The organism is Clostridium sp., assembly GCF_036569345.1.
In the GTDB taxonomy this organism is placed as follows: Bacteria; Bacillota; Clostridia; order Clostridiales; family Clostridiaceae; genus Clostridium_AD.
The window spans coordinates 1-14,511 of the sequence record NZ_DATCQT010000185.1 but is presented as its reverse complement, the minus strand read 5'-3'; the positions used below and the strand labels follow the sequence as shown (position 1 = coordinate 14,511).

The 14,511-nt window shown below is 29.5% G+C and carries 12 protein-coding genes; 9 read left to right on the top strand and 3 right to left on the bottom strand.

What is annotated here, in order from left to right:
* Positions 1–296 precede the first annotated feature (296 nt).
* From VIM70_RS19630 to VIM70_RS19590, 9 genes are all read left to right on the top strand, one after another.
* On the top strand, positions 297–1,664 hold the full coding sequence (locus VIM70_RS19630; RefSeq protein WP_331947474.1) for a DUF6056 family protein: 1,368 nt from the start codon (positions 297–299) through the stop codon (positions 1,662–1,664).
* Positions 1,665–1,763: 99 nt separating this feature from the next.
* On the top strand, positions 1,764–2,537 hold the full coding sequence (rfbF, locus tag VIM70_RS19625; RefSeq protein ID WP_331947473.1) for a glucose-1-phosphate cytidylyltransferase: 774 nt from the start codon (positions 1,764–1,766) through the stop codon (positions 2,535–2,537).
* On the top strand, positions 2,522–3,601 hold the full coding sequence (gene rfbG / locus VIM70_RS19620) for a CDP-glucose 4,6-dehydratase (protein WP_331947472.1): 1,080 nt from the start codon (positions 2,522–2,524) through the stop codon (positions 3,599–3,601). The genes rfbF and rfbG overlap by 16 nt, the downstream gene beginning before the upstream one ends.
* Positions 3,595–4,929 carry a lipopolysaccharide biosynthesis protein RfbH gene (gene rfbH / locus VIM70_RS19615; RefSeq protein WP_331947471.1) on the top strand — a complete coding sequence of 445 codons (1,335 nt, stop codon included), beginning with the start codon at positions 3,595–3,597 and terminating at the stop codon, positions 4,927–4,929. The genes rfbG and rfbH overlap by 7 nt, the downstream gene beginning before the upstream one ends.
* On the top strand, positions 4,926–5,345 hold the full coding sequence (locus VIM70_RS19610) for a GtrA family protein (protein WP_331947470.1): 420 nt from the start codon (positions 4,926–4,928) through the stop codon (positions 5,343–5,345). The genes rfbH and VIM70_RS19610 overlap by 4 nt, the downstream gene beginning before the upstream one ends.
* 19 nt (positions 5,346–5,364) lie before the next feature.
* A complete protein-coding gene (locus VIM70_RS19605; RefSeq protein WP_331947469.1) occupies positions 5,365–7,095 on the top strand; it encodes a thiamine pyrophosphate-binding protein in 1,731 nt (576 codons plus the stop codon).
* Positions 7,096–7,149: 54 nt separating this feature from the next.
* Complete coding sequence (locus VIM70_RS19600; protein ID WP_331947468.1) at positions 7,150–8,061, top strand: NAD-dependent epimerase/dehydratase family protein; 912 nt, start codon at positions 7,150–7,152, stop codon at positions 8,059–8,061.
* A gap of 13 nt (positions 8,062–8,074) precedes the next feature.
* Positions 8,075–9,061: a glycosyltransferase family 2 protein gene (locus tag VIM70_RS19595; protein WP_331947467.1), complete on the top strand. Its 987-nt coding sequence runs from the start codon at positions 8,075–8,077 to the stop codon at positions 9,059–9,061.
* Between the two features lie 153 nt (positions 9,062–9,214).
* Positions 9,215–9,643 (top strand): putative ABC transporter permease, encoded by a 429-nt coding sequence (locus VIM70_RS19590; protein WP_331947466.1) that lies wholly within the window; start codon positions 9,215–9,217, stop codon positions 9,641–9,643.
* Positions 9,644–9,778: 135 nt separating this feature from the next.
* Here VIM70_RS19590 and VIM70_RS19585 read toward each other — a convergent pair whose 3' ends face one another.
* From VIM70_RS19585 to VIM70_RS19575, 3 genes are all read right to left on the bottom strand, one after another.
* The gene (locus VIM70_RS19585; RefSeq protein ID WP_331947465.1) at positions 9,779–10,933 is read right to left on the bottom strand and encodes an acyltransferase; all 1,155 of its coding nucleotides are present in this window, start codon (positions 10,931–10,933) and stop codon (positions 9,779–9,781) included.
* Positions 10,934–11,109: 176 nt separating this feature from the next.
* Entirely contained in the window at positions 11,110–14,061 is a 2,952-nt protein-coding gene (locus tag VIM70_RS19580) for a hypothetical protein (protein ID WP_331947464.1), read from the bottom strand.
* A gap of 218 nt (positions 14,062–14,279) precedes the next feature.
* Entirely contained in the window at positions 14,280–14,465 is a 186-nt protein-coding gene (locus tag VIM70_RS19575; protein WP_331947463.1) for a hypothetical protein, read from the bottom strand.
* Between the last annotated feature and the right edge of the window lie 46 nt (positions 14,466–14,511).

Below are 14,511 nucleotides of genomic sequence, written 5' to 3'. Positions count from 1 at the left end.
TTCATTTAATTTTATATGATTAAACATTTAAGTGGTAATTTTGAAAATAATAAGTATATTTACATAAAATATTACCCGTACACTCTAAATAAATGATAAACTATAATTATGATTTGATATAAAGGATGAAAAAGTAGTATCTTTTGCTGATATTCGCCAAAATTAACTCTTTTATTATGTATGTAAAACTGATGAACGGAAGTAATATACTATATACTATAAACACCATATAGTATATTATGGTATAGGTACTATCTCAAATGGTTTAATTACATGGTTAATGGGGGGTGAAATTTTTGAAAATTAATAAAAGAGAGTTGCTGAGCATTGTAATTATATTATTCTTTGCTACTCTCTGGTTTATGCTAATATATTATCGTATGCCGCTTGGTGATGATGTTTTAGGACAGCATGTAACTGGAATTAATTTATATTTAGATAATCCAAACAGAAATATTGGTAGCCTGATAACATCTTGGAGCCAAGTTTGGAGCAAAATGACTTATGAATATAGTCTTTGGAATGGAAGAATTTTAGGAACAATATGTGTGCCATTTTTAGAAATGTTCGGACAATTATTTACGGCGGTAGTCAGCGTTATCATATACACAGGAATTGTTCTTGTAAGTGGTATTTTGGCGTTTGGTTCGTTAAAAGGAATTGTCCGAAATCCACTGGTAATTTTGGTTTTTAGTGTGACACTATTCTGGTATAATGCAGCAGTGGGAATTATGTCAATGTGGACGATGACATGTATGTATGCTTTGACAATGTTGCTTTATCTAATATATATGGTGATGCTAAACAAGCTAATTTCAAGAAAATTCGTTTTGAAGAAAAGATGGATCGTGTTATTTAATATTTTGGGATTTATTGCAGGAATTACACATGAAGTATTAGGTGTTATTTGTATTATAATAATAATGATTAAAACACTCGTTTTCATTTATCAACAAAAGGCAGGAATAAAGCGAATATTTATACATAGCGGATTATTTGTAGGTTACTGTTTTTGTTTTTTTGCACCGGGAAATTTCAACAGAATACGTCAAAGTCATGATAGTTTAGTATTTCATCTCAGTATATTGACAAGAATGAAATTAAGTTTGAAAGTGCATATGGCAACACTCATGGGAACAAGTCATCTCAATTTAGTTATATTGACTATATTATTGTTTTTGTTTGTTTTCACTTTAGTAAGATTAACAAGAGGAGAAGTGAAACAGCTATTTATTAATAATTTTGAATACTTAATTGGAATTGTGGCTTCTATTGTTATATGGGGCCTTGTACCATACACCCCACCATATGGAACACTGCTCTGGCTGGATTTTGTTTTGATATTTTTACTTAGGAATATTAAGGTTAATGAAAACTTGGCTAAACTCAGTTTGGTAAGCATTGTATCTATTTGTTTATTGGCGTATATTGGTGTTAAAAGTTATGTGTGGATGAACGCTTTACGAACCACCACAACCGAGTGGCGAACTTTGATTAAAGAAGCCAAAGAAAAGGGTCAAACGGAGGTAATAGTTCCTGAATATCCTCAAAGTACAAACAACTATTTTACTCGTATGAATCGTGCTAATCATAAGCCTAAATATGAAACATATTATACGTCGTATTATGGTATCTATATAATTGTTGACACGAAAAACAGATAACAAACCAGTCGATTTGAACAATTAGGAAACGTGGACATGAGAGTAATTATACACAGTTTTTAGAAATTTGGATCATATATATATAGGAGATGTTGAAATATGAAAGTGGTACTATTAGCAGGTGGATTTGGAACAAGAATTTCAGAGGAAAGTCATTTAAAACCAAAGCCAATGATAGAAATTGGAGACATGCCTATTTTATGGCATGTTATGAAAATATATTCACATTATGGATATAATGATTTTATAATTTGTTGTGGATATAAGGCTCATATGATTAAAGAATACTTTGCAGACTATTATTTACATAGAAGTGATGTTACATTTGATTTTAGTGAAAATAATAAAATGACTGTACATAGCAATTTTTCAGAACCTTGGAAAGTTACATTAGTTGATACAGGCCTTAATACGATGACGGGTGGACGTATAAAAAGAATTCAAAAATACATTGGTAATAAACCATTTATGCTTACCTATGGAGATGGGGTTAGTGATGTTAACATTGCTGAACTTGTTAAGTTTCATGAAACTCATGGAAAGATAGCTACCATGACAGCAATAAATATTGCACAAAGATTTGGTGTTCTTGATATTAATGAGGATAATACAATTGATTCTTTTCGAGAGAAAAATGACGATGACGGTAGTATGATAAATGGAGGATTTATGGTCCTTAATCCTGAGATTTTTGAGTATATTGAAGGTGATAGTACTGTATTCGAAAAAACTCCATTAGAAAAAGTTGCTAAAATGGGTGAGCTTATGGCATATAAGCATGAAGGTTATTGGAGCTGTATGGATACACAGAGAGATAAACAGCAGCTTGAATTTTTATGGGAAAGTGGGAAAGCACCATGGAAAAAATGGTAAGAAACTTGGAGTTTTATAAGGGAAAGAAAGTTTTAGTAACAGGTCATACTGGGTTCAAGGGTTCTTGGCTCTGTAAGATACTTGTAAAAGCAGGTGCTGAGGTTACTGGGTATTCTTTAATCCCACCTACGAAACCAAATTTGTTTGAGATTTCACAAATTGAAAAAGGTGTTAATTCGGTAATTGGTGATATTAGAGATTTGGAAAAGTTGATGGGCACGTTTAATAAGTACAAGCCTGAGATAGTTTTTCACCTTGCAGCGCAACCAATTGTACTTGAGAGTTATAAAGAACCAGTTTATACCTATGAAACAAATGTAATGGGAACTGTCAATATACTTGAATGTGTAAGAAAAAATTCATATGTAAAATCATTTTTAAATGTTACAACTGATAAGGTTTATAAAAATAATGAATGGGAATGGGGATACCGTGAAAATGAACCGTTAGATGGCTTTGATCCTTATTCGAATAGTAAATCTTGCTCGGAAATTGTCACTCATGGTTATAAAAATTCTTTTTTTACAGATGGAAGAGTTGCTATTTCTACAGCTAGAGCTGGAAATGTTATAGGTGGTGGAGATTTCGCTAATGATAGAATAATTCCAGATTGTATTAGAGCAGCAGAAAAAAAAGAGTCTATAATTGTAAGAAATTCCCATTCAACTAGACCTTATCAACATGTATTAGAGCCTTTATCTGTATATCTTATGATTGCATCAATGCAATATGAAAATATAAAATATGCAGGTTACTATAATGTTGGACCTAATGACGGTGATTGTATAACAACAGGAACTTTGGTAGACATGTTTTGCAAAAAGTGGGGAGAGAACATAGCTTGGGAAGACAAATTCATGGGAGGACCTCACGAAGCTAATTTTTTAAAGTTGGATTGTTCAAAAATTAAAAATGTATTTGGGTGGAGCCCTAGATGGGATGTTGAAACAGCAATTCAAAAAACAGTTGACTTTTCAAAATGTTATTTGAATAAAAATGATATTGATGAATGTATGAATAAACAAATAACAGAGTTTTTCGAGAGGGAGAATAAAATATGTTAGATAAATTAAATGAACAAAAGGATAAAGAAAAAATTTTAAAACTCGTTAGTGAGTATTGTGAGAAATACCATAAAAAGGAAGACTATGTAGTAGGCCAAAGGATTCCTTATGCATCAAGAGTTTATGATAACGCTGAAATGACTAACCTTGTAGACAGCTCTCTTGAGTTTTGGCTTACATCAGGAAGATATACAAATGAGTTTGAAAGTGAATTTGCTAAATACTTAAATGTTAAATATTGTAGTCTTGTTAATTCAGGTTCAAGTGCTAATTTAGCTGCTTTTATGGCATTAACGTCTCCGCTTTTAGGTGAAAGAGCTGTTAAACGTGGGGATGAGATTATTACTGTTGCGGCAGGATTTCCTACTACTGTCACCCCTATAATTCAGTTTGGTGCGGTTCCAGTTTTTGTTGATGTTACTATTCCACAATATAATATTGATGTAACAATGCTTGAAAAGGCATTATCAGATAATACTAAGGCTGTCATGATTGCTCACACATTAGGGAATCCTTTTGATTTAAGTGCAGTTAAAGCATTCTGTAACAAAAACAACTTATGGCTTATTGAAGATAACTGTGATGCCCTTGGATCTAAATACATAATAAACGGAGAAGAAAAATTCACAGGTACAATTGGCGATATTGGAACATCAAGCTTCTATCCACCACATCATATGACAATGGGTGAAGGTGGAGCAGTATATACAAATAATCCATTACTTAATAAAATAATTCGTTCACTTAGAGATTGGGGTAGGGATTGTGTTTGCCCTTCTGGAGTGGATAATTTATGTAAACATCGTTTTGATAACCAGTATGGTGAATTACCTTTTGGATATGATCATAAATATGTGTATTCACATTTCGGATATAACTTAAAGGCTACTGATATGCAAGCCGCTATTGGATGTGCTCAACTTAAAAAATTTCCTTCTTTTGTTGAGAGAAGAAAAGAAAACTTTAAAAGATTAAAAGAAGGTCTATTAGAGGTTGAAGATAAGCTTATTTTACCTGTCTCATGTGAAAATTCTGATCCAAGTTGGTTTGGGTTCCTTATAACATGTAAAGAAGGTTTAGATAGAAATAAAGTTGTTCAATATATTGAAAGCAATGGTGTTCAGACAAGAATGTTATTTGCAGGAAATTTAATAAAACATCCTTGTTTTGATGAGATGAGGGCTAGTGGCGAAGGATATCGTGTTGTTGGTGATCTAACAAATACAGACCGAATTATGAATGATACCTTTTGGGTAGGAGTTTATCCAGGAATGAACAATGATATGATTGATTTTATGGTTAAGACAATAAAAGAAGCCATTAAATGATGAATTTTTCTACTAAGCTAAATGTTAATAAAAAAGAATTATTGAAACTAGCAGCGCAATTTATTAAATTTGGAATAGTTGGGCTTTCTAACACTCTTATTTCACTTGCTACCTATTATATATTAATTTATTTTGGAATAAATTATATTGTGGCAAATACGGTTGGTTTCTTTATAAGTGTGTTAAATGCTTACTATTGGAACAGTAAATTTGTATTTAAAAAGAGTAATGAAAACAATCTAAAACCTATGATAAAAACTTTTGTGTCATACGGTGCAACATTTGTATTGAGCACAATTTTACTAATAGCTATGGTTGATTATTTAAATATTTCTAAAATAATTGCACCAGCATTAAATTTAATTATTACTATACCCCTTAATTTTTTATTAAATAAATTCTGGGCATTTAAGTAAGTATAGGAGGAATTGTAATATGAAATTAAGTGATTATATTGTAACTTTTTTAATTGAAAAAGAAATAACGGATGTATTTGGTTATCCTGGTGGCATGGTTACACACCTTATGGATTCTTTTGATAAATACAAGGAGTCCATTTCGGCACATGTGAATTATCATGAACAAGGGTCTGCATTCTGTGCTTGTGGATATGCTCAAACATCAAAGAAACCTGGAGTTGCATACGCTACAAGTGGACCAGGTGCTACAAATCTTATTACAGGGATTGCAAATGCCTATTTTGATTCTATTCCTTGTATATTTATTACTGGTCAGGTTAATACCTACGAATCAAAGGGAGACTTACTTGTTAGGCAAAAGGGATTTCAAGAAACTGATATTGTAAGCATTGTAAAATCAGTTACAAAATATGCAGTGAAGATTGATGATGAAAATAACATAAGGTCTGAACTTGAAAAAGCTTTTTTTATAAGTTGTAATGGAAGACCAGGTCCTGTACTTATTGATATTCCTATGAATATTCAAAGAGCAAATATTATTCCGGAAAAATTAAAAGGATATGAACCAGAAGAGGATGAAAAATCAAATTTATATTATAAAAAAATTAAAGATATTATTTTAGATATGCTACTTAAATCTAAACGACCTGTTATTCTAGCAGGGAATGGAATCAACAGTGCAAATTTAGTTGATGAGTTTAGAAATTTTGTTGATTTGGCTGGAATTCCTGTTGTTACAAGTATGATCGGAAGAGATGTAATGCCAGATGGCGATGATAACAATTTCGGATTCGTGGGTGCTTATGGGAATAGATGTGCAAATTTTGTAATATCTAATAGTGATTTAATTATTAGTATTGGTTCTAGAATTGATTGTAGGCAAACAGGAAGTAATCTGAAAATATTCGCAGAAAATGCAAAAATTCTAAGAATAGATATCGACAGTGGAGAACTTACTAATAAAATTAAAGATGACGAGATATCTATTGTTGCAGACTTAAAAAAAATAATATCAATATTGAATACAGAAAAGTTCGACGTAAAATATAAATACGAGAAGTGGATAAATTCATGTAAAAAGATACGAGAAGAACTTAAGGAAATTGATTCACAATATGAAACTGATATTATAAAAGAATTTTCATATAATGTGCCAAATAATTTTATTATAACAACAGATGTTGGTCAAAATCAAATATGGGTGGCACAATCTTTTGTTATGAAGAGTAAGCAAAAAATGCTTTTTTCTGGAGGACATGGTGCAATGGGGTATTCATTGCCAGCTGCTATTGGTGCATATTATGGTAGCCGTGAAAATGTGATTAGTTTTAATGGAGATGGTGGATTACAGATGAATATCCAAGAACTTCAGTTTATAGTTAGAGAAGATATTCCTGTTAAGATTGTTTTGCTTAATAATAAATCACTAGGTATGATTCGTCATTTTCAGGAAATGTACTTTGAATCTAATTTTGTACAAACTAAAAAAGAATTTGGTTATACAACTCCTGATTTTGAGAAAATTGCAATTGCGTATGGCCTGCGATACACAAATATAAATTCTGTAGAGGAAATTTCGAGATGCAAAGATATGTTATTGGATAATAAACCTTGTTTTATAGAAATAAGCTTAACTGATACTACTTATTTGTATCCTAAGCTTGCTATGGGTAGACCGATTAATGATCAAGATCCACTTTTAGAGAGAAGTTTATTTAATAAATTAATGGAGATTTGTAATGTTTAAAGTAGAAGTAATAATACTAGTTTATAATTTAGTAAAATAGAAAGAGGCATAATTATGAAAAACGTAGTAATAACTGGTGCTACTAGCTTTATAGGAGTGCATATCATTAAGGAATATTTGAAAAATAATTGTAATGTAATAGCAGTAGTAAGACCTAATTCAAAAAAAATTAATAGACTACCAGAAAGTAATCATCTTACAATTATTGAAACAGGTATGGAAAAAATCGAAGATATAATAGGTGTAATGACAAATAAAAAAGTAGATATATTTTATCATTTGGCATGGGAGGGAGCAAGAATTCCCTACCGTGATGATGTTATACTGCAGAATAAAAATTACCAATACGCAATAAAGGCTATGGAGGTTGCAAAAGAATTAGGATGCAACATATTTATAGGAGCTGGTTCTCAGGCGGAATATGGAAAATGCGTCGGTAAAATTGATGAACTCTATGAGTCTAGACCTACTACTGAATATGGTAAGGCTAAGTTAAGGGCATATGAAACACTAAAAATAATGGCTAGAGAAAATAACATGAAATTTATATGGACAAGAATATTTAGTGTATATGGTGTTTATGACTATCAAGGAACACTAGTTATGTCAGCGCTAAATAAGATGAAAAGGAATGAGAGTATACCCTTAACTCAATGTGTACAAAGCTGGGATTTTATCTATGTAGAAGATGTAGCTAAAACCATGTATTTACTTGCAAATACATCTTGCAATGATGGGTTATATAATATTGCAAGTGGAACAAGTAGACAACTTAAAGATTTTGTAATAGATATGAAAGATATTTGTAAATCAACAAGTGAATTACAATTTGGGGCAATACCATATAATAAAGAAGGTGTCATAAGCTTTGAACCGATTATAGATAAATTAAAGAAAAATTTAGTTTGGTCTTGTAGCGTGAAATTTGATGAGGGAATAAAGAAAATTTTAAAATTTATTAATTAAGGATGTTAGTTTAATGAAAAAGATAAGTATTTTAATTCCTACTTATAATGAGGAAGAAAATGTAATTCCTTTAAGTCAAGAAATTGTTAAATTGTTTAAAAATGAATTAGTAATCTATGATTATGAAATTATATTTATAGATAATTATTCTAATGATAACACGAGATTATTATTAGTGGATTTATGTAGAAAAAATAATAATATAAAGGCTATATTTAATGCAAAAAATTTTGGGCAGTTTAATTCACCTTATTATGGATTATGTCAAACAACAGGTAATTGTACGATTCTTATGTGTGCTGATTTTCAAGATCCCATTAGTATGATTCCTAAATTTATTAAAGAATGGAAAAATGGATATAAAATAGTTTGTGGTATAAAGACTACAAGTAAAGAAAATAAATTGATGTATTTTCTAAGATCGTGTTATTACAAAGCTATAAAAAAAATGTCTAATGTGGAACAAATAGAACATTTCACAGGGTTTGGATTATATGATAAAAGCTTTGTTGATATCCTTAGAAATTTAGGGGATCCTTCACCATTTTTAAGAGGGATTGTTGCTGAATTAGGTTTTGAAAGAAAAGATATTCCATATGAACAAGCAAAACGAAGAGCTGGTAAAACAAGTAACAATTTATATATATTATACGATGCTGCTATGCTTAGTTTTACATCGTATACTAAGATGGGTCTTAGGATTGCAACTTTTATAGGATTTGCATTATCTGGATTAAGTATAATAGTTGCTTTAGTATATCTAATATTAAAATTAATATATTGGAATCATTTTCCTATTGGGATGGCACCAATAATTATAGGTGTATTTTTCTTTGGATCAATGCAACTTTTCTTTATTGGTTTAGTTGGAGAATATATTATGAATATAAATACTAGAGTTATGAATAGACCATTAGTGATTGAAGAAATGAGAATTAATTTTGATGAAAAACAAGAAGATAACTATTTAGATGAAGTGGCCGCAGATATTGAAACATAAATACAATGCATTTATGACATTATTAGATACAACCATACAAAATATAGTGAACAATTACAATAAGTAATGTATCATAGAATCGCCAACAATAGCATAATATAAATCTGAAAAAATTAGTTGTATATTTTGCAATAGAATAGACACAATATTCTCATGTGGAAAAAATTTGTTATATACGGATTTATAGGACTATTGGCTGAGGTTTTTTGGAATGGTTTTGGAGCTATGCTAAAGGGAGATGTCTTACTCAGGGGAACTACTTGCATCTGGATGTTTCCTATATATGGTCTTGCAGTATTTCTTGAACCTGTTCATAATAGGATTAGACATCTTCCCCTTTTGGCTCGGGGGGGAATATATATGGTCCTTATATTTACAGTAGAACTAATTAGTGGACTATTTCTTAGGTTGATTTTAGGCGAGTGCCCATGGAACTATGCAAATACAACATTATCAATTTATGGAATAATTACACTAAGTTATGTACCTGTATGGATGGCATATGGGATTTTATTTGAGCATATACATGATTTTATAGAACGCATTGAGAATGGTATCAGCTTTAATGACAATTTTAAATGAGGTTATACTAGACGGTGAAAATTAAAAAACTCCAAGAAATAAGTTGTTTGAACTTACTTCATGGAGTTTTTTATTTGTTCTTATATAATTGGGTTAATGTTAATAATAGGTAATTAACATTTTAGAGTTAAAAAACTACTTCATTAAAAAAGTGTCACTTTTATTAGGTTTAACATTCAAAAATATTTTATTCAATTTTATATTAATTATTCCACTATACTTTTCTCCAAATCCATACATTATTAAAGCGACAACATTTGATGTTATAATACAAATCACTAAAACAACATACTTATTCTCTGATTTTAAGATTTGAACCAATAAATCAATTAACGAATAATGTATTAAATATAAGGTATATGAGTATTTAGTAAACTTTTTTAATATATTATTTGCTTTAATCACTAACTTACTTTCATTATCTTTAAAAGCTACTAAGAACAAAAAAAATGATAAAGAGAATAAAAGCACAAATTTAGTATCATAATAATCTGCAATAGGTAAAGTATCTAAAAAAGCAAAGCAGAAGCTTAGTAAGCCTAAAAATATTAATACCTGCACGTTGAATTTTCCACTTATATTCTTAATTAAGTAAAAAACAGTACCACCAGCTAACCAATACAAAAGTAATCCATTTCCCCTACCGGTTATGACATTGGAAAGAGGAACAATACTCACTAAGAAAAATATAACCCAATTAGAAATATTCAATTTCTTTTTTTTAATCATAATTATATAGAAATATCCATAAAATAAATAAATATACCACTCAATAGCAACTGTCCAAAGAGGTCTAGCAGAACCAAAACTCGTTAAGCTATTAAAATTCAATAAATTAAAATTAAATATTTTTGAAGTAACTCCATTTATAGTTTTTATTGGCAAATCCTGTAACATAAAAATATTACCAAGTAATGTTTTAAAATTAAACGCATTATGATATTTCAATTGATAATTGAAGTATTTCAAATTTATAAAATCTAATAGTGCAATTAATATAAGGCATGGTATTAAGGCAGAATATATTCTGGAAAATCTATTCAAAAAGAAAGAATTAAAAGTCATGTCCTTTTTTTTATCAAGGGAATAAAAGATTAAGAAGCCTGATATAACGAATAATATAATAACACTAAAATTTTCAATAGCTCCCATATATGGTGGATTCAACCTAGGAAACAAGTCTAAATATCTGATGCTATGCCCGAAAAGCACCATTTCCGCTGCAAATAACCTGAGTATATTTATCAGCATTGAATTACCTTGAGAAAGTGTATATCGTGTTTTGTCCAAGAACTGTCAACCCCTTAAATCAATTTTATGTCGTCTTATAATTTATTATATCACATTGATTTACCTTTGACACCACTTTTTAAGTAGTAAAATAATGTTATTAAAACCTATTTATTTTTAAAGTAAAAACTACCGAAATATATTTAAGTTCTGATTTTAGTGTAGTGTTATCATCATTAAAAGGGGGGCTTTAAGACATTAATTTTGTTTATTACAAAACCTGATATATAATCAAATTCATGCCATTTTTCAATTAGGACTTTGTCACCCAAGAACGATGATTCAAGTGGTGCGATATTGTCAATATAAAGTTCGGCGCTAGAGTTAAATAAAAATATTCCATCAGCTCCACCTTCATATATGTCATAAGCCCGTAGTAAATATTGCTGAATATTTAAATATACCTTATTGTGTACATATAATCCTTTCTTTACCAATTGTTCTTCTTCCTTTGTTATATCATGACCACTAACATCAGCAGCAATACCAATATATAACTTTACATTTGTATTTTTAACCATGTCTACATAAGGTTTAATATTAAAGAACTCTTCAAAGCCTATGCTTGATGGTACCAATGTATCAACTAAATCCTCTTTAATCCAAGTTTCAATATCGAAGCCATATTTTATAGGATCATTATAGGGTATTCTTATGGTAATGCTTTTGTTTTTAGGTAGTTCTTTTCGTAGACTTCTTAAAAATTCATTCATAATGAGTACTTTTTCGCCAGAAGGGGTTTCACTTCCAAAAACTGTTGGGTACCTGCAAAAATCTAATGTTAAACCTTCTACATTATCAAAAGAAGCTGCTTCTAAAAGTACGTTTTTTATATAAGTTCTAACTTCTGGGTAGTAATAGCTTAGTGGAAAATTCCCAACTTGAGTGAATTGATTATATTCATTATACATAGCCCCATTGAAAGCACCGTAAATAGTTGGATTGTAAAATGCATCCATTCTAAGTGAAGCATTTACCTTCACTCCTTTTTCAAATCCTCTATGAGCCACAATTTCTAAAGGGGACTTTCCAGAACTTAGGATATTTAATATTTGATATTTTGCTAACTTATCTCCATCTCTTAGTTGTTCATCAAATTCTTCAACACCAACAAATGCTTTGCCAGCATATTTACTATTATAATGTAACATACCTGTAGTTCCTAAACACCAATTTATTTCTCCAACATTTTTATTAGCAAGTTTATCTACAGTTTCACTTTTAAGCATATCAACAGTAGGGTATTTCCCAGAGAAGAAATCAGAATATCCATCAAAATCATAAATAACTGTATTTTTATTCTCCTTTTGTTTTTTATATAAGGAAATCTGTTCATCTGTTAAACCTATTAATTTAATATAAGCAATCCGCGCTCTTTGGTAGGAGTTTGTGGAAAGCACAATTGAATTATTATCAAAATTTGATATTATTGTAGATTTTTCATTAATCCATTGATCACCATATAAATCTTTAGATTCAAGAGAAATGTCTCCATTTATTTGGAGAGGCGAAGTACCATTCGTAACACCTATTTTAAAACTTTCTGTACCAGTAACATAACCTACATAAATTCTAAACCAACCATTTAAAGTTACAGGCATTTTGATTTTAAGTGCATTTTCTCCATTTTCTATTATCGTTCCATTTTTTTTGTTTTCATTATCAGTGTATGATCCTAATTCCCACCCGCTGTGCTCTGCATCACTTTTGCCCTCTGCTAACATCTTACCCATTTGGGTATATAAGTATATGTTTCCTGAGTGAGAGGTTATAGCCTGACCTGGCTCTAAATTAGCAACTGAAATGTTAATATGTATAATTTTTGATGTTTCTTCAATTTGAGTAATACCAGTAACAAGCTTCAATATAAGTTTCATTTCTCCTGATTGAGTTATATTATTTAGAGTTAAAGATATATTTATATTATCTACCAGTACAGGGTCAGATTGTGCTATAATTTTATCGTTTTTGTATAAGTATGATTTAATATAATATTGCTTATCTTTTATAATTTTTTTATCGTCATATGCCATAGTTATAGAAGTTTTTATAGTTTGGTTCTTTTCATAAACCACTTGAGTATAGTTTTTTATTGATAAGGATTTAACTATGGAGAAATTTTCAATATATACTTTATTAAAACCAGTAAGTGCATTATTCATATCACTATAGAGGGTAACCCTATCAGTAAGACTCGCAGCTGGTAATTGGGGATTAATAAACCTTCCTATAACTTTTCCATCTAATAATAATGAGATAGTTTTATTCCCATCATTTTTTAAGGACCATCTATGAATATTGTTATCGTTTGGCAAAATTGCATCTACCGTTTGAAAAGAATTTGCTCCTGAAATATTATTCAATAAGTTTACTTTTATTTTGTTATCTGAATTTTTGCTATTAAAACTAAAATAATATCTTTTATTATTAGCAAGGACATCTACTACAAAGCCTCTCCAACCAAGATTTGACGAGGGAGTTTGTAAATTCGTTATTTTAGCATCGAATTCTATATTAAAAGGACCAGCACCTATTTGGATATATTTATTAATTTTTGCACTTGAATTTAGAATATTGTTATAAAATAAATATTGCCCATATGGAATAGGAGTGGAATAATTTTTACTCTCAATGTTATCTGATATAAATGAGTTCTGTGTATATTCAGAACCTTTGATCCAACCACTTTTAGTTAAGTTATTGCAATTATCATTAAAAATAACTTTAATGTTTTTATTGTTTTCTATAAGTAAGTTATTAATAATTTTAAAATTCATCTGTATTGGTGATTGCAACTTCATATTGTCTTTTGAATAGATATCTGTATCTATTTTCAAAGTATATTGTTCTCTTAAATTATATCCTTTTACTGGGGGAAAAATTAAAATAGATTTCATATCGTCACCGAGCTCAAAGGTTATATTTACTTCTGATCCTGAACTATCTAATACGGTTATAGATTTCTTCACATTATCAAATTTAAGCTCTTTATTAAATTGGATATTCCAAACTTTGTCTGATCTAACTATTTGATTATTCATTGGTAGAGAGGCATATGAATTATGAGAAGATAGTAATAAAACACAAAATAATAATAAAATAAATATAGTTTTCAATAGTTTTTTCATATCTTGTAATCCCCCAGCTATTATGACTTGTGCATTTTAGATTATTTTAACCATAATTCCCTTTAATTTATAATAAGTTTGGGAGATATTAATTAATTTATATCTATATTTTGTGAAATAGATGAGTATAGTATGCATTCCATTATTTTCAATAACGTATCTAAAGTTATTAATTATTCGGGACGTCAGTTAAAATTATGATTTAAACATAAAATGATTTAGAAATAAATATTTAGCATTTTGTATGCATAGTAAAGTAAAAATACAGCTAAAAAGCTAACTATAATCAAAAGGACAACTAGCTTAGAATCAATCTTTTTAGGTTTTTTACTGGAATTATCAACTATTTTAATAAGTGGTTCGTTAATTTCTTCATGTATTATTTTTTTTAAGTCATTGCCCATTTAACACACCTCATCAATTAATTACTTACTTAATATATATTAATTA